The following is a 19,650-nucleotide window of genomic DNA, read 5'->3' on the forward strand; positions in this document are numbered from 1 at the left end:
AAACCGGACCGGGGGAAGTTTTTTGCGTCGGATGTCGGAAAGGGCGACGCCTCAAGCCTGAAACAATACGACTAGAGTTTACGGGAAAGCTTCTTGGGAAGAGCAAGACTGAGCAGATAAGAATTCATTCGGTCGGTACCTGCAATCATAAAATAGTGACCCTGTCGTCCGTGAACAGAATCGAAGAATTGTTCCCTTTTTACCCGATCCTGAGGAAGATACTTGACAGTTCAAGCAACTGATAATGAGTTTATTCGCTTGTTAAGCTGGGTGCTTAAACTGCCCAAAGGGGGGTAACGTCATAGCAAGTAAACACAACATTGAAAATGTAAAACTCTTGAGGAAATACTTCACCTATTTGAAGGAGGCAGAAGGTCTGAATGAAAGGACTATTCAGACAAAAGAACGAGTCTTAGGCAATTTCGAAGAATTTCTTGGTGGGAAGAAGCTGAGTAGGTTCAATGAGAAAATGGCAATTCGTTACAAGGATCATCTGAAGCAGCAGATGTGGCGGGGGAAAATGGTGAGCAAAAAGACGGTTTCTGATACGCTAAACACAATCAGAGACTCTCTCAAATGGCTATCACAGCAACCTGGCTACCGCACTGCAATCAATCCTTCGCACATTCAGTACCTACGACTTACGAGAGGAGAAATGACAGCGGTGCGAACCACAGGAGATCTCAAAGAAGCGCCGACGTTAGAATACGTTTTTTCTCTGATGGATTCAATCGGGTCCGACACTGAAGTCGGTGTGCGTGACAAAGCTGTGATTGCAATGAGTCTTATGGGTGGATTTCGGGCAGAGTCACTCACGACGATGAAGCTGGAAGATATCGACTTGGTGAAACTAACGGTCTGCCTGAGACCGCTGAGGGGATCAGCTGTGAAGTATAACAAAGCAAACATAGTTTTCTTAATGGTATTTGACAAACGGCTGCTGAAGGCCGTCCGAGAGTGGGTGGAGTATTTGACTGAGAAAAAACGGTTCATTCCCATAGATCCGGTGTTTCCAATGACCGATGTGAAAAATGAGCCGGGCACATATTCACTATCTGCAAAGAATGTCAAACCAGAGTTTTGGAAAACAACGGGGTCGATTAATAAGATCTTCAAAGACAGAGCCAAGGCGGCCGATCTAAGATACTATCACCCGCACAGTTTTCGTCGACTTCATTATTCAATTGCCCGTAAATATTGTTCAACGATGGAAGAATTAAGTGCTGTATCAAGAAACCTTGGTCATAGCCACATTGATGTGTCCGATGGCTATTATGGCAATTTTGCTCCTGATAATCGGATTCAGATATTGTCAAAAATTAGGTTCGACAAGACAATAGATGAAGGGGGGGAAAGCAAGATGGCTGGTCTGGAGAATAGGATGGCTGGAATGGACAAGAAGCTGGATGAAATAGTCAACCGATTGTCTCAAAATAATGCTGAAGGTCGAGGTGACGATCATGATGAAGATTAAGCAAAAAAGATCTCATAAATCGGTATATGTATTATGAGAGGCAGGGATAGAAATTGAACAACTATTTAAGAGCCAGCGCTTATCGGAGGGAGGACACAGACTTCAGAAAAGGGTATGGATGGCTTGGTATTATTTGGGAAGCTCTATGGTAAGCTCACAAACCCGCAGCTTAAGGCGGTCATAGATGTTGCGAAAGACTAGTAATACGTCAGTCGCAAATACTGTTCTGTTGTGGCTCTCATCTGGAGAGATTACTCCGTAATAACTCATATTAGTCGTGAATGAATTCATGATTCTAGAGAAACTGGACAGAATTGAAAGCCTATTGGAGAAAAGGCTTGATGACCGATACATGACGCTCAAGCAGGCCAGTGCATACTGCACTTTGAGCGTATCTAGTATTCGGCGGTTAGTTCGCTCAGGACGGCTTAAAGCCAGTCGGAAAACGGGTAAGGTGTTAATCCGTAAAAGTTTATTAGACAAGTTTCTAGGCAGTTGACATGACATATTTGAGGAGTCAATCCAACAATCTAGTGAATTACATCAATCGATCTATTAACAAAATCCCTTTCAGAGGAGGAGATTCCGTGAGGATTGCTAACACTTGTTTTAAGCGTATTTTCCAGGTGATGGGGATTTATTTCAATGAGGTGATAAAGATGGCATCATTAAAGAAAAGGCGTGAAATGTGGTACGCCAGAGTCCGTATCTGGAATGGTTTTCGTCAAATAGAGAAACAAATTCCATTACGCACCAAATCTAAGACAGAAGCAAGAGTCCGACTTTCTGAAGTTGAGAAATTAGAGAATGATATTAAGAAAGGTACAGAGTTCTCATTCGCTTGGCTCAGCGGCGAGAGCAGAACAAAAGTTGTTCATTTCAAAATATTTGAGGCAGTCAAAATGTGGCTCAAATCAAGAGAACAGAATAATATTCGCCAAGCCACTATTCGGATAAATAAGGTTGCGATATCTCATTTGATTGAGATGCTTGGTAGAGAATATCCTGTTGAACGTATTACGATTGGGGATATTGAGCGTTTTAAGGAGTGGTCTTTTGATCATAAGCATCATTCAGTTACCACAGTCAATATATACTTGCGTTCTATCAATACCTTCTTCGGTTGGCTTGTAGATAATGAGAGAATTAAGAGCAGACCGAAGATCAAGCAGATTAAAGAAGATGACCCGGAAGTGAAATATCTCACAGAAGGTGAAATCGCTGACCTGTTTCGTCTAGATCTTTCCCAACCAGTCGAACTCACTAACGGAAAGAAAACTTGGGTTCGCGATTGGGAACATTACAAGACAGCTTTTTGGTTCTATCTTAACACAGGTTGCCGTCTTAGAGAGCCGTTTCTGGGTGAGATAAATGGTATTTGGCTTGATATTCCCCCTCACCAGTCCAAGAACCACAAGGCGAGGAACATTGAGCTTGATGCTAAGAAGTTGCAGATATTAGAAGAGATGCGTGAACGTGTATTCAGTTCCTCAAATCTGAAGTATGCAACTGACCGTTACAACAAGGTCTTCCGCAAAGCGTGTGATATTCTTGAGATAAAGAATAGATCATTACATAGCTTGAGGCACACTTACGCTTGCATCCGCAGGCTTGAGACTAATGGTAATATCCTACTAATGCGTGATGAGCTTGGTCATAGAACAGTTATTACCACAGAACGCTACTGCAATATTCCGTTGAATAGACTAAAGGATGACTTCCCAAGTTACTCCAAACTATCAAAAATTGGCATTAGGGACACGGAATTTAGGGACACGGAAAGCCAGAGTGTGAATATTTCAGACTCATTTATCGACGGTAAGTTGGGACGTTCGAGTGGTTGAAAGAGCACGCTTGGAAAGCGTGTAACGGGTTTCCCCCGTTCGCGGGTTCGAATCCCGCCCCCTCCGCCAATCTACTCCCGCTCTTGCGGGATACGATTGGCAAGCACCTCTATGCTGGACTATCTATCCATCGTAATGAAATGAAGATGGACGATGAGCAAGCCAGGATATTTTGTTGAGTGATGTTCCCTTCGGAGTTTTCAGAGCTGTGGTGCTTCGGCAGGACGGAAGATTAGGAAATACTGGTAGGGAAGAATGTTAGATCGTTGGACCAAATCATACCCCGCTTCGGCCAATTCGGCGATTACCTCCTCTGCACGAAGCTTCATGGCGTCGGGAGGTCCCACCGGAATTTCACCTTTTACAAAGTCAACAATGACCAGTCTACCCCCGGGCAGGAGTTTTCCCTTGAGCCTGCTGAAATAGTCCGTTCTTTCTCTGATATGATGGTAAGTATCGCAGATGAACATAATGTCGACTGGTTCCGGAAGCTTGGGATCATCCGGTTCACCCTGAATGCTCACAAGGTTTGAAAGGTTCTCCCGTTTCGCCCTGTCATTGAGGTACTCCACCATTCCTTCTTCTGTGTCGACGCCGTAGACCCTTCCCTGGGACAGCGCCCTTGCGAACCGGACTGGAAAATATCCCGTGGCTGACCCTATGTCCGCCACGATTTCCTTGCCTGTCAGATCCAGCGAACGTATGACGGCATCCGGTTTCTGCCACTCGTCTCTCTCGGGATTCTCAAATCTTTCCACCCATTTTTCAATATCGTCGAAGCTGTGGCGGCTCCCTTCACGGGAGTATTGATGATTCTTGGGGTCTTGCGGAGCAGGACCGTTTTCCTTGGCGTTGACCATAATACCTTCCCGTGTTGAGAGTATCGCGAAAGCGAGAATCAGGATCGTCAAGGGTTTTCCTTTCATCCCCTGTCTAGGCATATTTCTCAGGCTTGAAATAATACTGCTCGCCTATTTTCCTGGGTTCATTGATGATCTGCAGATAGACGGTGGGATCAGCTTCTTCAATATCAAGGTCCCCAAAGAAAGGATGATTGAACAACTTACCTACATCCCCTGGCTCCTGATGCTCGAACATTCGTGCCTTGACATAGACGTCTCCAACATAGATGGAGGAATCCTCAGATGTGTATACCTGAAAGTAGCTCTCGCCCTTCTTGTAAGCCGGGTTGGGTACACAGTTATTCATGGTCAGGATTTCTCCACGGGAATCTTCGTACTCAACTGCCAGTTCTTCTCTTGAAATTCCGACTTTGGAAAGTTGTCCAAAAATGGGGAGTTTGTAGTATTCCTTGCTGTGATCCAGATGTTCCTGTGAGCTGCTGGCCAGAGAGACAACATAAGTGGCAAACTTTGGGACACCCCTGGATAGATCCGGGGATACGACTACTCCGAAGATTAATTCCTGGAATTCCGGAAGAGTCCCGAGGCTACCTTCCGCGAAATTGAAACACGTTACCATTATGAGGGAAACACCGGGTGCGGCTTCCATGGCAGTCAGCCTTGGGGGAAGAAGCGGCTCAACCAAGGACGTTTCCACCTCGTAGAAAGTTGAAAGGGCAAAGTCAAACCCCCAGGTGAGGTAATCCTTGCCACTATCAACAGGAATCACCATGATCACATATCGGCAGACTGGCGATTCAGAAGGAATCCGAATTTGCGGGCTGCATCGAGAATTATTTCGGCGCCCCGCTTCAATTCGTCCTGGGAATGCTCGGAAGTCACGAAAGCCCGGATCCTTGAACGGTTCTTAGGAACTGCGGGAAACATCATGAGGGAGACGTCGACGCCCGATTTCTGCAGGTAGTCACTCATCGGAATTGTAAGTTTCTCATCGCCGTAAATCACCGGGATTATCCAGCTCCTGGAAGTTCCCGTGTCGACTTCACTTTCCAGCAGTGACCTGAGATAATCTGCGTTCTGGATAATTCGCTTTCTCTTTTCTTCACCATCGGGACCACTTGCCAGTTCAAGTGACTTTATGAGTCCTCCCGTAACGCCAGGATCGAGTGCGCAGGAGAACATACGTGAACGGGCATAGTAGTTGATGTAATTTACGATGTCATCCTTTGCGTAGAGGAATCCCCCAACGCCGGCAAAGGATTTGCTGAAGGTACCTATAATCAGGTCGACATCTTCCAGAACACCCTGTTCCTCAGAAACACCTCGTCCGTTGGGACCGGCGACCAGAAGAGAATGTGCCTCATCCACGAGAAGTTTGGCACCGTATTTATGAGCGATCTTCAAAATCTCTTTCAAATTTCCGTAGTCGCCGTCGGTGCTGTAGACGCCTTCCACACAGATGAGAATCCTTGAGTTTTTGTGGTCTAACCGATTCAATACCTTTTCCAGATGTTCTGTGTCGTTATGTTTGAACAGAGAAATATTCCCCTGTGAAAGGATCGCTCCATCGATAAGCGAAGCGTGCGAAGAACGGTCCAGGACAACATGGTCTCCCTTGTGGATGTACGCGGAGACCACCCCCACGTTGGCCCCGTAACCTGAGGAAAAGAGGGAGACTCCACGTCCATCCAGGCCGAAGAAATCGATGATTTTCTGCTCAAGAACCTTATGTATTCGAAAGGTTCCATTCAACAGGGGAGATCCCGTTGCTCCGAGACCGAATTGATCGAGAGCTTTTTTGGCGGCATCGATGACCTCCGGATGATAAGAATAGCCCAGGTAATTGTAGCTGGCGAAGCTTATGAGATCATACTCCTGACCAGTAATTCTCTGGACTCGAACTCTCGGCTTCTGGGCCTCCAGATGGGGAACTTCAAAGGTATATTTATCTGCCTCAATCACCATTTCCCGCCAGCGATTGAACTGGGTAATCTCCACGTGATCCCTCCCCACACTCCTGAGGAACATGTCCAGGGTGTAGTCAGTATAGGAATCGACCGGATCTTTCTTGGATTTGGGGTCGCTCATCGTCTACGCTGCCCTGCCTCCAGTCGTGGAAGCAAGATTTGACACATAACCATCCTCGATAGAATAATTTATAGATTCTCCCGTGGGATTCAAATTGATTTTCCTTGCGAAATGGCGGAGCGTCCTAAACGTGCGTGAAACGCGGGTTGTTGGGATCCACATGATTCTTCTTGCTATGAAAGTTATGAAAGTTCAGTTGACTTAGAGTCCCATTTGGGATATCTTATGACGAACTAGGTTTACCCGGAAGATATGGGAAATCACACCGAAATTCTCAGGAAAATTGCTGAACGTCTCAGAGCCTTCGATGAGGCAGGTGGCGATCTTGAGGAGGACCTGTGGCCGTCGGCCTCCGATGTCTTAAGGGAAATCAATCAAATTCTTGATTCTGCTGACCCGCCTATTACTAACAGCACCTCGGAAGATTAGTCCCCGGGCCTGGGAGAATCCTATCTCGTGAAAACTCGATCGATCTTTGCCGTCGCAATCTTACTTTGTATTTGCTCGCAATATGCCATCTCCGCCGAGGAGATAGCAATGATAACGAGGACGCGTGGAGTTGTTCAATTGAAACATCTGGAGGAGGCAGAATACTCCGACATAAAAGCAGGCCAGTCTGTTCTAAGTGGAGATTTCCTGAGAGTTGGCAATCCCGGGTTCTGCCTCATTATTTTCCTTGATGACAAGAGTATCCTGAAGGTTCGCGAACAGACAGAATTCCAGTTCATTGAGACAGAGAATACTCGCACCATTGATATCGAATTTGGAAAGATTCTTTCTGATATCAAGAGGGAAAGGGAAAAAGGATTTCGGATAGATACTCCCGTGTCAGTGGCGTCCATCAAGGGGACACAATGGTGGTCCGTCATTAACCGGACAGGATTTGACAAATTCTATGGGCTCGAGGGTGATGTGGAGATCTTCAACAGGGTTAGTGGACAATCGCTTTCCCTGGGTCCTGGGCAGATGGTCCTGTCGACGGCAACCGGGCAGGTGGTGGCTTCCCCTGCGAGTCCTGAAGAAATTCCTGAAGACCCGGAAGCGGGAATAGAAGAGGAAGTGGAGGAGGAGATTCCCGAAGAAGAAGTACAACCAGAGGAAGCCCCTCAGCCGGAGCCCGGGGGTGAGGCGATGATAGAGGAATCTGCTATCGAGGAGATACTGGAGCAGGAAGCGACCGAGGAGGTTGCTGAAACGGCAGAGGAGCCAGCTCCCAGCGCTCCCAGACCGTTCAATATGGGTCTGGGGATTGGCTCGGCTACCATAGATGAGATCCTCTACAACCAGCTCTCCTTAAGACCTGAATTCAGAATAGGGAAGCTGGGCATCGGACTCGATTTAGTGATTTACATCGACAATTCGGGAGAAATTCGTACTGCCGAATGGGACGAGGCCATCGACATCGTGGACAAGTTTCTCTATGTTCGCTGGGCTGAGAGAACCGATCCGTTCTGGTTCAAGGTGGGGGCTCTTGATGGTGTGACTCTCGGTTACGGGGGTATCCTGAGCGGTTACTCCAATATGATGGAGTTTCCCTCGGTGCGCAGAGTCGGAGTGAATACCGGTCTGAACTTCGGAGGATTCGGCGCCGAAATGTTCCTGGCAAATGTCAAGGATTTTTCCCAGGGGGGGACATTGCTTGGACTTCGAGGTACTTATACCATTTCCGAGAAGATTCCTTTGACTTTCGGTGCAAACCTGGTCATGGATATGAATCAGTTCTCGGGTCTGAAGGACCGGGATGATGACAGCTTCCCGGACATTTTTGATGATTTCCCGGATAATACAGATTTGTGGAATGATACCGACGGTGATGGCATTCCCGATCCTCACGTTGGCATTGATTCTTCCAGGTGGGATATCGATGCTGATGGTGACAACGAGTATGATTATGACCCTTCCGAAGATACCTCGGTAGTCCTAAAACCACAGCCGTTCAGCCTGGAAGAAAACGAAAGTCGAGCGCAGGGATTTGCATTCGATATTGGATATCCAGTCCTGAGAGGGGAGGCGCTGAATCTTGTAGTTTACGCTGAGTTTAATCGGTTGTCGTTTCCAGAGGTTGATTCATCCGCAACTTTTGACGGGCGGCTAGAAAAAACGGGCACCGGGATTACGTTTCCCGGGCTCCGGTCAACGCTCTTCGGGTTCCTCACTGTTTCACTGGAGTACCGGATCAAGCAGGAACACTTTATCCCACGTTTCTTCGATCAAGCCTATGATTTGAACAGAGTCGTGGCTCACTTTGGTGAAGACGGTGCCGAAGTATTCACGAAGGATATGCTCACCTTTGAAGATCCTGCGTCGGTACTGGACACGAAAGGATATTACGGCTCGTCAAGCTTTAACCTCTTCAACCTCGTTAACTTCACCGGGTCGTACACGAATATGGTGGCCGAAGCTGCTGACACTACCATAGAGTTTAATAGCCTGTCTGCCCTTCTGGATCTGAATACAGACAACATACCCAAATTGAGCGAGGCTATGGCTTTTTACCAGCGGAACAACGATCCGGATCCATTTGACTTCAAGAATCCCTCACTGAATACTATCCTCGGTTATCGGTTGGGGTACGAGATAAGTTCAGGAGTAAGTCTGGTATGGGATTTTAGACAGTTCTACCGCGACAGAGGGTCAGGACTGGAACCTGTCAAACAGACAACCATTGAAACGAAATTCACCTTTTAGCCTGGATAACTTGCCACCTCCAAGAAGGTCCCTGTTGGCGAAGAGCGCCAAGTGTGACAAAAGGTATAAGGAGATAAGGTATAGGTGGTAAAAGGTTGGCAAGTCAACACACGAACAGATGCTTCGAAGGAGTTCCTTTGGGAAACAGTCCAACACTCAGGTTGAAATTATTAGACTGTCTTCGCGAACTTACCAGCCTGCTCCCGTCAGCCTGCCCTCCCTTCAGTCGGGAGCGGGCAGGATGGCTAATTGAATAGATTAGGTCAGCAATGGTCAAGACGATTCTGAAATTTGACACCGGGAAGAAAGGATTTGAAAAAGCGACCTATTTTCTACTCGTTCTTGCCGCAGCACTGGCGGTTTTTGCAATCGTGTGGTTCTATGAATTCTTGAAATAAGAAAGGAGCTCCAATGAAGATTTCCATCGAATACTGTAGCGTCTGAAACTATCTGCCCCGGGCCGCCAGTCTGGCGAACGAACTTTTGGAGCATTATGGGACAGACATCAAGGCATTGACTCTCATACCGTCTGGAGGTGGAGTCTTTGAGGTGGTGAAAAACGACGAGCTTATCTTTTCAAAGAAGGAGCTGGGGAGACATGCCGAAGAGAGAGAAATCCTCGGACTTGTGGAAGGCTCGTAGTCTGGCACCTTTTCTGCTGTTCTTCCTCTTCTATTCCTTTTCCGCCGCGCAAGAGGATCAGATCATTATGCTCAGTACGAAAGTGGGTACTACCCTGGATGCCGAGGAGAAGGAAATACTTGGACTCTTTCCTCGCGTGGATGGTTTCCAGAGCGCCCAATTCTTTGAGATTGACGAGAATAAATATCTCGCCAAGATCATCTACCTGGACCAGACAAGACCACGCGTATTGAAGCGATACTATTCATGGAGACAGTTTCAGAGGTTGAGATATGTTGCAGGAAGTCATCCCGAAATCACGGACGAAATGAGGGCCGAACACCGGTACAAGCTGTCCTATTTGAGCGTGGATGACATGCTTGAGCAGATTCCGAGATCCACGTATTGCTCCATTCTCCATACCAGCGGAAGAAGGATTCGAGGCAGTTTTGTTGGTTACCAGAACCGAATTGTCCAAGTTCAATCTCCAACCAAGAGAATCCAGTTTCCTGTCAGAGAAATCGAATCCATTTCCTATCGACCTTCCATTTACCAGGATGATCCGTTCAAGAAGGCGGTTTCCTTCGCTGCAGGCGTCCTTTTGGGCATCCTTGCGGCCGAGGTGTGGAATATTTCGTCTGAGCCGTCAGTGGACGGGGTGTGGCAAAATCGTTTCGCCGGTATGGCCTTCGGACTCGTCACGGGAAGCTGGCTGTTCCGTGTCGTGAATATCCTGACATCGCCGCGGGAGTTCATCACTATCTCTGCTGAAGAGATGGCGAAATTGAGGTAAAAGTCATAGATTCCACTTAAAGGTTATTTTCCGAGAAGAATCAGGAGATGAATCATGGTTGATGAAGAAAGACAAGAGGAAGAGCAGGTGGACGTTCAGAAGCGCTACCTGATGGCCAAGATCGATGAGCTGATGGACGGGGTCGGTCCCGGTTACAGCCAGGCCCTAATGGAAGAACTCATCACTCGGATGGAACATACTGTCGCTCATTTTCACGAAGAAGTAACGGAACTCCTCGAGGTTCTTAAGTCCAGGGCCGAAGAAAGGAATAAGAAACTGGAATCGCTTTTCGGCGAGGTGGACGAAGAGAAAGAGAAAGAGAGTAAGGACGAGAAACCTGCTTCGTCCGCTGAAGAAGAGATGAGTGAGTGGGAAAAAAGGTTGGAAGGTGAGAAAAAGGAGAAGGAGGACGAGGTCGAAGCCGGAAGTGATGAGGCCGCGGAAGAGGAGAAACGAAAAAAGAAACGTCGATTCGGACGCAAGAAGAAGGAGTAAGTCCTCACCTTCCTCAAGATTTCAACATCAAAGCCTTTCAGATTCTCGTGAAAGCAATACTTCCACCTCAGAGAGAACCTGGTTTTTCCTGCACTTCTTCCTTTCCCACAGCGAGACCCGATCGCAGATCCCTGAATTCTGACGTGATCCGGATACCACGATCCTTGAGTTCCCGACAAAAGATATCGTAAGGCACATCGGTTGCGGGGGAAAGAATGCCCCTTTTTGAAATCCGACCTGTTCCTATCATCTGGGCGCCGATACTGGTCGTAAAGCCTACCGTGCGGCTCATGGCCGTGAAACCCGAACCCAGATCCCGCCTGTCCGTCACTTGGTAGATGGCGCGCTTCCTGCGGCCACCGCGGGACCCAGTGATGTCGACCCTCACAATGACGAGATCCCTTTCCGAGTCACCGTATTGCATGTGAGGTCCCATCGCTGCCGCGAGAAACCGTCTGGGGTCAATTTCTGTGTTTCCCACTACCAGTGGCTCATCGTCGAGCAAGTGGAGGTCAACCATTTCCCGCCAGAAATTCGCGTGACCGGGCCATCGCAAGGTATAGCGTCCCAGGTTTTGGAGACTCTGCAGGTCAAATCCCAGCGGGGACACGTAATCCAAAACATCATCGTTCGGGAAAGCTTCCAGTCGGCCTATTCCTCCGATCTCAATTTCGTGGATGTTTTCAGGATGGAACAATTCATTTCTTCCAATGTGAATCGTGTTTCGGTTCCTGATAATTCGCGCAGGTCGAACGTACGAATCCAGCACCCCTTTCAATGTCCACGATACCTTGTATCTTAGTGGACCTTCTGACGCCTCCGGCTCCGGAATTCCCGCGCCATAAATATTGATTTCTTCCAATTTGTCGAATGAACGAACCGCTTCCCCCAGCAGCACGAGATCAATGCCGGGATCGAGACCGAATTCAGGAAGAATCGAGACTCCTCGTGATTTCGCCTCTTCGTTCAGTTCTGACAGTCCCGGCATGATATAGAAGGCGTTCACCAGATGTATCCCGTGCTTCACCGCACTTCGGGCGATACTGGCCTGAAACCGCTGGTGCAGGAGTTCAATGGCGACATGGGGACCCTGTCTCATGAGGCGGTCAAGGTTATCCTGATCGGTGACGTCCAGATATTCACACCGTACTTTTGTGCCGTATTGTTTTTTGTTAACGTGTTGTTTCAGATTACCAATCTCGAGATCCGCTGCAACGATTTCCTCCACATTGTCGCTCTGCACCAGGTCGTGCAGAACCGCTTTTCCCTGCATGCCGACGCCCAGGAGAAGCACCTTCATTTCAGATCTCCAGATATGAAGTGAACTCAATCTTGTCCGGGTCCCGGTCCAGGAGAGGGGCCAACACCTCATCCTCCCAGACAAGCCAGTTCTCCGGGTAATCATTCTTGCTCACAGGATTGTCTCGAGATCCCCAGAGGTTTTCCCATGCTTCTTCACTCTCGAAAATCCAGACAGCAGCGTATGAGCTTTTCCGCGAACCTCGAACGCTCTTCAGGAGATAATAGTTCGCAAGACCGGGCAGGCTGATGGGATATTCATGAGCGGCCTCTTCAAATTGAACCGTTTCCACATCCGGTTTGAGTTCATATTCGTGAACGCTGATAACTTTTCTCATTTGTCTATCTCCTCGGACGATTGTCTTATCGACGAGTTGCGAGGGCCCGTACAAGGATATTTGCGGCAAGTTTGCTCGTTCTTCCGTCAACGTCATACTCCGGGTTCACCTCCGATATCTCGACGATTCGGGTGCGTCCGTCCCGGGCGGCCAGATCAGCTATCTCGCCGATTTCCCTTGCCGTAAGGCCAGTGGGTCCCGGCGCGCTTACCCCGGGCGCCTCCGCTGAGCGGACCACATCAAGGTCAAATCCGAAAAAAATGGCATCCGCGGGCGTGCTTTCCAGTATCTTGAGAGTCGTAACTCCGACTCCCTCTTTTGTCACATCATCAAGGTAGTGAATATGGGCTCCCGCTTTCTCAACGTAGGCCAGATGCGTTGGGGAATTGGCAAACGGATCTGTGCCGAGTTCGTGAAACTTTCCCGCATCAATGCACCCTTCTTCCATTAGCAGTCTGTAGGAGGTGCCGCTGTTGCGGGGTTTGTCGGCCCTTACATCCAGGTGCCTGTCAATATTGAATACGAGTAAATCCTCCACTTCAGCCGCCAAAGCGGAACAATTTGGATACGAGATATCGTTACCGCCGCCGAGGACGACGATTTTCTTGCCATCCCGGACAAGCCTCCGGACAACCTGGTGCAAAATGTCATGGGTTTCCTCAAGGGTTTCTCCAATCCTGGTGTCACCCATATCCATGAGTTGAAGCTGACTCAGCGGTTCGGTAGCGCAGTGGCAGTACAACGCCCGTCGTATCTCCGCCGGGGCGAACCGGGCGCCAGTGCGACCCTTGTTCCGTCGAACGCCCTCGTCCTGCGGACATCCGATAATGACTGCGTCGGCTTCTGGATAGTCCTCTGGGTCTCGAGAGACTACATCTCCCAATCGAACATCATTGGGATCATTCCGGCTGTGGAACAGCTCCGCATCAGGTAGAATAAGGTGTTCAAAGATGTCCACGATCAGGGCCACACGCAGTGGCTCACTTGATATGGTACCGCATGATGATCTTGGACTTCGAGGGACGGGCGCACTCTTCGAATCCTGCCCGCCGGAAGGCAGATGGCGATCCCATGAAGATGGACACAGGCGACAATTGTCTGCCCCGAGGCTCCGTTGGGTACGCTTCGATCACCTTTCCACCCTGGCGACGCACATAATCAACTACGCCCTCAATGAGTTTCACATTAAGATCCTGGTGGCGATACTGCCTTGCCACGAAGAAGCAAACAATTGACCAGACAGGCTTATCGTCAAGACGTTTCAGGACACGTGAACGGTTCAGGGAGGCGAAACTCTCCCGTGGAGCGACTGAGCACCAGCCAACAGGTTCCCCATCTGAGTAGGCCAGAATGCCTGGAACTTCTCCCGACTTCACGATTTCCTTCATAGCATTCCTATTGCCTTCGCCCTGCATTTTTTCAAACTCACTTCGCGTCGATCTCCACCACATGCACCAGCATCCTCCGTAAGCGCCTTTGGGACCGAAAAGCTTTTCGAGATCGGACCAGTTCTGACGTGTCAGAGGTTTTATGTCCAGGGATAGTTTTGGGGAGGGGCGACTCTTCACTCGTCATGAACTCCAGGCGTTGCGTTCAGAAGAAGAGGGGAAACTCTGAGCAGAGCTGTCCCTTTTGGGCCCAATTCTATGTACGGCTTCCACGCCGTAAAACCTCCATTTTGGTCGATAGCCACGGATCCCACTGAATCACCGGTCACCAAATCGGTGACAAGGTATTCCCCGGCAGGCAAGTCCGATTCGTCTAAGGTCAACCCCGGACTTTCCAAAATATCGTCGCGGAAGTTGTGAAGAATGATGGCCATTTCATTTTCTGTTCCTCTTCCGTAAGCGCACACTGACTGAACAGGACCATACAGAGGATAGTAGTTTCCGAGCCTCAGGGTTTCATTTTCATTTCTCAATGAAATGAGTTTCCTGTACCAATGCCAAAGGGAGTTTTCGTCCTCCCGCATTTTCTCAACGTTTGAGTCAACGTAACCGGAGTTGGCGGAATGCCATGACGTACCCGTGGAAAAACCGGCGTTCAGTCCGTCAGTCCATCGCATTGGAGTCCTCTTGTTCTCATCCCTGCCCGAACCTGTCATTCCGATTTCTTCGCCGTAGTAGACAAAGGGCACTCCTGGCAGTGTGAGATATATCGCGGCGGCAAGTTTCATTTTTCCCATATCCTGGGACAACACCTCGAATACTCGGTCATGGTCGTGATTGGTGAGAAAAGTGGCATATTGAAGGGAAGGATAGCTGCCTACGACGGTATTCATCTGGGTGACAATCGAACCCGGCTCCTCCGATTTTACCCCATTGATAATGGCAGATGCCAGGTCAAACTCGAAACAATAATCGACTTTGTTTCCGTCAGAATAGGGGGCAACCTCATTCGTGGGTAACCATGCTTCGCCCACGGTCATGGCCTCCGTGTTGATGCCCTTGTAAAACTGGCGGAATTCTTCCAGAAAATCAAATGTTTCCTGAGCGTTTTCCATTCTGGGACCATCCTCGAACAGGTGCTTGATGGCATCCAGCCGGAACCCGTCGACACTCAATGTATCCAACCAGAACCTCGTCACATCAAACATCTCAGCCTTCATATCTTCGTTCGAGTAGTTGAGATCAGGCATTCCGTCCCAGAACTGTCCCAGGTAGTACGCGCCGTTCCTGTAATGCCAAACCTTCTGTCCCCAGGAACCGTTATACCCTGGATCATCAGGTTCCCAGACGTACCAGTTTCTAAACGGCGAGTCGGTGGAGGACGCCGATTCCATGAACCAGGGGTGCTGATCTGACGTGTGATTCAACACAAGGTCTGTGATGACTCTGATACCCCTGGAATGGGCACTGTCTACGAAAGCCACCAAATCGGTCAGAGTGCCGTAATCTTCCTCAACGCTACGGTAGTCCACCACGTCGTAACCGTGGTAGCTGGGTGATTGGGAAATGGGCATTAGCCAAATTCCGGTGATGCCCAGATCTGAAGTAGTCGATGGATCGCCGTCATTGAGATAGTCGAGTTTCTGAATGAGCCCTCTAAGGTCACCCACACCATCGCCGTCGCTGTCGTAAAAACTTCTCACAAAGACTTCGTAGAATACGGCGTGATTCCACCAGGGGATCTCAGTCTGTGCAAAAGATGTAACCGGAAACAAACCGTTAACGATTAAGAATCCGGAAAGTATCCTTCCGAGAAATACCGGTCTAATCATCTGACCAGCCAAAGTGAGCCGTGGGAGTATGATCAAACTCAGGTCAGATCTCACCCATGATTGTCGTGAAGTTCCAGAATGCCGTCTCCCCATCATTCACAGGGCCAATCTCCTCTGAACCGCTTCCCCTTCGAGCTCCCGCAGTGCGTCGGAGCTAATCCAGCGGGCGGTTTTGGAATCGAGCTGCTGGATTTCCCTGGCCGTTCTTACGGCAGCCTCGTTCAGATACCGATTCCTTTTTCCCACCTGTCTCAAAGCCCAGTTCACAGCCTTCTTTACGTAATTCCGTTCATCGGTGGATCCTCTTTTGATAACAGGGAGAAGCTTCACAAAATCTTCGTCCTCCGCACTCTTATCGTGCCAGGACAGACAGGCGATCAACGCGAAGGCGGTCCTTTTCACAAACTCCTCTTCCCGAACCGACCAGTCCAGGATCTTCTTCCATGCGAGAGGGGTCTTGTCAAAGAGGTTCATGCATACCTGGTCACAGACATCCCAGGAGTTGAAATCCTTCACCCAATCCTCCATCTGTTTCTCCGTCAAGTCCTCAGGGTTGTCGATCATCGCTGCTGCAATCCTGGCTTCCGGGATCGCCGTTTTCCACAACTCTAGGGCGAGATCGTGGTTCTTCCCGGCTTCTTTCGCAATTTTCCGTATGTTCGGGACCGATACTCCCATTCTATTTTCGGCCGCCATTCCATACCTGGCCATACCTTGAACGTTCTCAGGCTTGGAGCTGGCCTTCAGTTCGGTAAGAATATGGTTCACAGTGGTCATTTCTCATCTACCTTAAGGTCGAATAGAGATTCACAGGACAGGAGATTGAGAAGGAGATTTATCTGAAGGTTCCAATGCACTGGTTAGTTGGCTAGATGGAGATCCACCTCCTGGCAGATTCCATCCAGGAGTTTCCAGTAGGCGTCGAGAGCATCACTGGCTGCGTGAAGAGCCGCTTCCTTGGACGCCCCGCCGTTGAGACAGCGCAGGAGGGCTTCGCGTTCTCCCTCACGGTGCCGGATGTCGGTGGAGGCGTGTACACCAAAATAGGCCAATCCCTTCTCACTCCGAATGCCGTAGTGCTGGCGCAAACCACGCATCTTTTCGCGAGACACTCCCGGCTGCTGGGATTCGTAGGCATACAGAGCAGCCAGTGCACTAACGATGTCTCTTCGGGTAAGCCGTACGAAAGTCGAGATCGTGCTTACCGCAGCTGGATGTGGTTCTGTTGATGTGACCAACTGTCGATCCTGTCCGAGCTCTTCGGCAAAATCGAGCCAAAGCTCGCTATGGGGCTTGGGGTTTGACAGCTCATCGGCAAGGTTTTGCTCCAGTTCGGACCGGATTACAGGATCGACCGTGCAATTGACAGCCGATTCCAGATACCCCGGAAACGCTTCCACGTGCGGGTAATATACTTTGGCGTATGTGGCTATGTTCTCGCGAGTCAATTCGCCGCTCTGCCATGCCTCGTAGAAAGGGTGTCCAAGGATGGATCGCGATTGAATTAACGCATCGAGGGTGTCGAGGACTTCGGTTTGATTCATGAAATCAACTCTCCTTTCAAATAGTGAGATATCGGTATACGTGGCGTTCTGCAAGCTCCACTTCTTGCACGGAAAAGTAATCACAGAGATCAATCTTGCCAAGGGGAAACGGTGGGGGAATTTTACGTTGACAACTCCACTTGGGAGGAATAAGATTGTTGTGGGAATCCGGGATTTCCACCCGGGTGGTCCATTCGCTAATCCCAAACACGGGGTGTCGATTTGCGTCAACATTTGATTCTGTTTAGATATGCAAGGGGGAATAATGCTCTTTGACAAGACATTTTATGGAAACAGTGTACAGCAGTGGCTCATTGCGCTGGTCATGGCGTTTCTCGTCGTGGTGGTGCTTTCATTCCTGAAGGGTCTCATATCCCGCCGACTGAGGAAACCCGCAGAGAGGGCAGACACATTCATGGTCGACCTGGTGGTGGAAATCACCAAGAGGATAAAGTTCATGTTCCTCTTCGTAGTTGCCATTTACGTTGGCTCTCTTCTACTGTCCCTTCCAGGTGGCCTGTCCAGTGTAATCAGTAAGGTGGTGATCCTTGCCTTGTTGGGTCAGAGTGCCATCTGGGGTGCCGGTGCAATCTCTCTCTGGGTTCGCCGGTACCAGGAGAAGAGCATAGAAAAGGAGGATTCGGCGGGATCCGCGGCCCTTAACGCTTTAGGTTTTATCCTTCGGCTTATTCTTTGGACCTTCATCTTTTTGCTCGCCCTGGACAATCTCGGCATAAACATCACCGCCCTTATAGCGGGCCTGGGAGTTGGGGGTGTTGCCGTTGCTCTCGCGCTCCAGAACATCCTGGGTGATCTGTTTGCGTCCCTTTCCATCATCATTGACAAACCTTTTGTGCTGGGTGATTCCATAGTCGTTGACGATTTTCGCGGCACCGTTGAGCACATAGGTCTAAAATCCACCCGCATCAGGAGCCTCTCAGGTGAGCAGTTGATATTTTCCAACAACGATTTGCTTCGCAGCCGGATTCGCAACTACAAGCGTATGAAGGAGCGACGTGTGGGTTTCTCCCTGGGAGTAGTCTACCAGACGCCGCCTGAGAAGTTGGCTGCCATTCCCGGGATTATACGGGAAATCGTCGAGTCGCAGAAACCTGTCCGCTTTGACAGGTCCCATTTCAAGGAATACAAAGACTTCGCGCTGAGTTTCGAGACAGTCTATTGGATGGAAGTCCCTGATTACAATGTGTACATGGACATTCAGCAGGCCATTAATCTGGAGATATTCCGACGCTTCAAGAAAGAGGGCATTGAATTTGCCTATCCAACTCAGACGCTCTATTTTGAGAAAGGTGAGGGTTGATGGAGATCAGCTGAATTCCCCAGGTTATTCGTCTTCGTCTGTATCCTCATCATCATCATTTTCATCTTCCGTTTCGTCTTCACCTTCCACCTCTTTGGCGAGCAGCTTGCCACTGGCACTGATTAACAGCTCGATTTCAATACCTTCATATTCGAATTCTGCCTCGTAAACCTTTATTCCGTCTTTTGTTTCGAGCTCGATTTCTTTGAGTTTGAGGTTTTTCACGTCGTTCAGGATTTCAGCAAGCATGGTCGCTTTCACGGCATCCGGAACCTCCCCGAGCGATACGGTCTTTTCCTTCTCCGGAGTCTCGACGACCTTTGCGGTGCCGAAGCCTTTGAGTGGTACCGCCGGAAGCATGCTAAAAAGTAGAACGAGAATGGTCAGGTGATGTAATTTCATGGGAATCCTCCTTATTAACGTTGTGGTTTTGAACACCGTTAGCATTACCCCGGACTTACTTCTGAAACATGAATGACACGAGTCTCGGTGGTTTGTTTTGGCCCTCTTCGTGCCACCACTCCTTGAAAGCCTTGAGGGAAAATCCACTGTCTTTTGCCGCATCCAGGAAATCTGACAGGTGGTGCACAAACGCTCGAATATGCGTTGTTCCTTGATCCTTTTGGAAACTGGCCACTGTCCCTTGATATTGCCTGAATGGATGAAGCTCACAAACGAAAAACCGCCCTTTTTCAGCCAATGAGCGAGATGCTTCCGAGAAAATGAACGAAAGGTTTTCCACGTGCTCCAACACAAGGTTGCACACTATGAGATTAGCAAATCCATCAGAACACGGCCATGGTTTGGTGATATCCGCTACACAGAAAGTCACATTTCTCAATTTCAACTTCTTCTTGGCCATTCTGATCATGCCTTCTGAAAAGTCGATGGCATGAACTCTCTCTCCGATTTGGGAGAGAAGGGGAGTGTTCTTACCTGTTCCACAGCCAATTTCCAGGATCGATTTACAGTCCAAGCTCCCCAATGTGTTCCTGGTGACTATCTCATCGAGATCCCGCGTAAGGTTCACATCCGAGTCATACCTCGACGACCAAGAGTTAT

Annotated in this window: 22 protein-coding genes and 1 tRNA gene; 11 read left to right on the top strand and 12 right to left on the bottom strand. The window is 49.1% G+C overall.

Going from position 1 to position 19,650, the window contains the following annotated elements; all coding sequences use genetic code 11:
- The first annotated feature begins 337 nt into the window (after positions 1-337).
- From V3U24_06690 to V3U24_06700, 3 genes are all read left to right on the top strand, one after another.
- Positions 338-1,474, top strand: coding sequence for a site-specific integrase (locus V3U24_06690; protein ID MEE9167130.1), 1,137 nt, complete (start codon positions 338-340; stop codon positions 1,472-1,474).
- Between the two features lie 587 nt (positions 1,475-2,061).
- Positions 2,062-3,318 carry a phage integrase N-terminal SAM-like domain-containing protein gene (locus tag V3U24_06695; protein ID MEE9167131.1) on the top strand — a complete coding sequence of 419 codons (1,257 nt, stop codon included), beginning with the start codon at positions 2,062-2,064 and terminating at the stop codon, positions 3,316-3,318.
- Positions 3,301-3,387: transfer RNA gene (locus V3U24_06700), tRNA-Ser, on the top strand. Before V3U24_06695 ends, V3U24_06700 begins: the two co-directional genes overlap by 18 nt.
- Before the next feature lie 131 nt (positions 3,388-3,518).
- On the opposite strand, the gene V3U24_06705 is transcribed toward V3U24_06700, so the two are convergent.
- The 3 genes from V3U24_06705 to V3U24_06715 are packed head-to-tail and all read right to left on the bottom strand — an operon-like array spanning position 3,519 to position 6,269.
- Complete coding sequence (locus V3U24_06705) at positions 3,519-4,244, bottom strand: class I SAM-dependent methyltransferase (protein ID MEE9167132.1); 726 nt, start codon at positions 4,242-4,244, stop codon at positions 3,519-3,521.
- Between the two features lie 7 nt (positions 4,245-4,251).
- On the bottom strand, positions 4,252-4,953 hold the full coding sequence (locus V3U24_06710) for a hypothetical protein (GenBank protein MEE9167133.1): 702 nt from the start codon (positions 4,951-4,953) through the stop codon (positions 4,252-4,254).
- A gap of 2 nt (positions 4,954-4,955) precedes the next feature.
- Positions 4,956-6,269: an aminotransferase class I/II-fold pyridoxal phosphate-dependent enzyme gene (locus tag V3U24_06715; GenBank protein MEE9167134.1), complete on the bottom strand. Its 1,314-nt coding sequence runs from the start codon at positions 6,267-6,269 to the stop codon at positions 4,956-4,958.
- Between the two features lie 252 nt (positions 6,270-6,521).
- Between V3U24_06715 and V3U24_06720 the strand changes: the two genes are divergently transcribed.
- The 6 genes from V3U24_06720 to V3U24_06745 all read left to right on the top strand — a co-directional run bounded on the left by V3U24_06720 (position 6,522) and on the right by V3U24_06745 (position 10,866).
- The gene (locus V3U24_06720) at positions 6,522-6,698 is read left to right on the top strand and encodes a hypothetical protein (protein ID MEE9167135.1); all 177 of its coding nucleotides are present in this window, start codon (positions 6,522-6,524) and stop codon (positions 6,696-6,698) included.
- Between the two features lie 27 nt (positions 6,699-6,725).
- On the top strand, positions 6,726-8,957 hold the full coding sequence (locus V3U24_06725; protein MEE9167136.1) for a FecR domain-containing protein: 2,232 nt from the start codon (positions 6,726-6,728) through the stop codon (positions 8,955-8,957).
- A 269-nt stretch (positions 8,958-9,226) separates the two neighbouring features.
- Positions 9,227-9,355: a hypothetical protein gene (locus V3U24_06730; GenBank protein ID MEE9167137.1), complete on the top strand. Its 129-nt coding sequence runs from the start codon at positions 9,227-9,229 to the stop codon at positions 9,353-9,355.
- A 13-nt stretch (positions 9,356-9,368) separates the two neighbouring features.
- Positions 9,369-9,599: a SelT/SelW/SelH family (seleno)protein gene (locus V3U24_06735; protein ID MEE9167138.1), complete on the top strand. Its 231-nt coding sequence runs from the start codon at positions 9,369-9,371 to the stop codon at positions 9,597-9,599.
- Entirely contained in the window at positions 9,556-10,371 is an 816-nt protein-coding gene (locus V3U24_06740; GenBank protein ID MEE9167139.1) for a hypothetical protein, read from the top strand. The genes V3U24_06735 and V3U24_06740 overlap by 44 nt, the downstream gene beginning before the upstream one ends.
- Positions 10,372-10,425: 54 nt before the next feature.
- Positions 10,426-10,866 (top strand): hypothetical protein, encoded by a 441-nt coding sequence (locus V3U24_06745; protein MEE9167140.1) that lies wholly within the window; start codon positions 10,426-10,428, stop codon positions 10,864-10,866.
- A 67-nt stretch (positions 10,867-10,933) separates the two neighbouring features.
- Here the strand turns inward: V3U24_06745 and V3U24_06750 are convergent, their stop codons facing one another.
- From V3U24_06750 to V3U24_06780, 7 genes are all read right to left on the bottom strand, one after another.
- Entirely contained in the window at positions 10,934-12,166 is a 1,233-nt protein-coding gene (locus tag V3U24_06750) for a saccharopine dehydrogenase C-terminal domain-containing protein (GenBank protein ID MEE9167141.1), read from the bottom strand.
- Between the two features lies 1 nt (position 12,167).
- Positions 12,168-12,503, bottom strand: a complete 336-nt coding sequence (locus tag V3U24_06755) for a hypothetical protein (GenBank protein ID MEE9167142.1) — start codon at positions 12,501-12,503, stop codon at positions 12,168-12,170.
- Between the two features lie 25 nt (positions 12,504-12,528).
- A complete protein-coding gene (locus tag V3U24_06760) occupies positions 12,529-13,473 on the bottom strand; it encodes a formimidoylglutamase (protein ID MEE9167143.1) in 945 nt (314 codons plus the stop codon).
- 10 nt (positions 13,474-13,483) lie between these two features.
- Positions 13,484-14,071, bottom strand: a complete 588-nt coding sequence (locus tag V3U24_06765; GenBank protein MEE9167144.1) for a GNAT family N-acetyltransferase — start codon at positions 14,069-14,071, stop codon at positions 13,484-13,486.
- Positions 14,068-15,723 (bottom strand): alpha-amylase family glycosyl hydrolase, encoded by a 1,656-nt coding sequence (locus V3U24_06770; GenBank protein ID MEE9167145.1) that lies wholly within the window; start codon positions 15,721-15,723, stop codon positions 14,068-14,070. The genes V3U24_06765 and V3U24_06770 overlap by 4 nt, the downstream gene beginning before the upstream one ends.
- 96 nt (positions 15,724-15,819) lie before the next feature.
- A complete protein-coding gene (locus V3U24_06775) occupies positions 15,820-16,500 on the bottom strand; it encodes a DNA alkylation repair protein (protein MEE9167146.1) in 681 nt (226 codons plus the stop codon).
- An 83-nt stretch (positions 16,501-16,583) separates the two neighbouring features.
- Complete coding sequence (locus V3U24_06780; GenBank protein ID MEE9167147.1) at positions 16,584-17,267, bottom strand: iron-containing redox enzyme family protein; 684 nt, start codon at positions 17,265-17,267, stop codon at positions 16,584-16,586.
- On the opposite strand from V3U24_06780, the gene V3U24_06785 reads away from it, so the two are divergent.
- Positions 17,266-17,505 (top strand): hypothetical protein, encoded by a 240-nt coding sequence (locus V3U24_06785; GenBank protein MEE9167148.1) that lies wholly within the window; start codon positions 17,266-17,268, stop codon positions 17,503-17,505. The genes V3U24_06780 and V3U24_06785 overlap by 2 nt on opposite strands.
- Positions 17,506-17,532: 27 nt before the next feature.
- Positions 17,533-18,588 carry a mechanosensitive ion channel family protein gene (locus tag V3U24_06790; protein MEE9167149.1) on the top strand — a complete coding sequence of 352 codons (1,056 nt, stop codon included), beginning with the start codon at positions 17,533-17,535 and terminating at the stop codon, positions 18,586-18,588.
- Positions 18,589-18,612: 24 nt separating this feature from the next.
- Here V3U24_06790 and V3U24_06795 read toward each other — a convergent pair whose 3' ends face one another.
- Positions 18,613-18,990 (bottom strand): hypothetical protein, encoded by a 378-nt coding sequence (locus V3U24_06795; protein ID MEE9167150.1) that lies wholly within the window; start codon positions 18,988-18,990, stop codon positions 18,613-18,615.
- Between the two features lie 55 nt (positions 18,991-19,045).
- Positions 19,046-19,650: class I SAM-dependent methyltransferase (locus V3U24_06800; protein ID MEE9167151.1), on the bottom strand; the 605-nt coding region annotated here is incomplete at its 5' end.

Source organism: Candidatus Neomarinimicrobiota bacterium (assembly GCA_036476315.1).
Classification (GTDB): Bacteria; Fidelibacterota; Marinisomatia; order Marinisomatales; family S15-B10; genus JAZGBI01.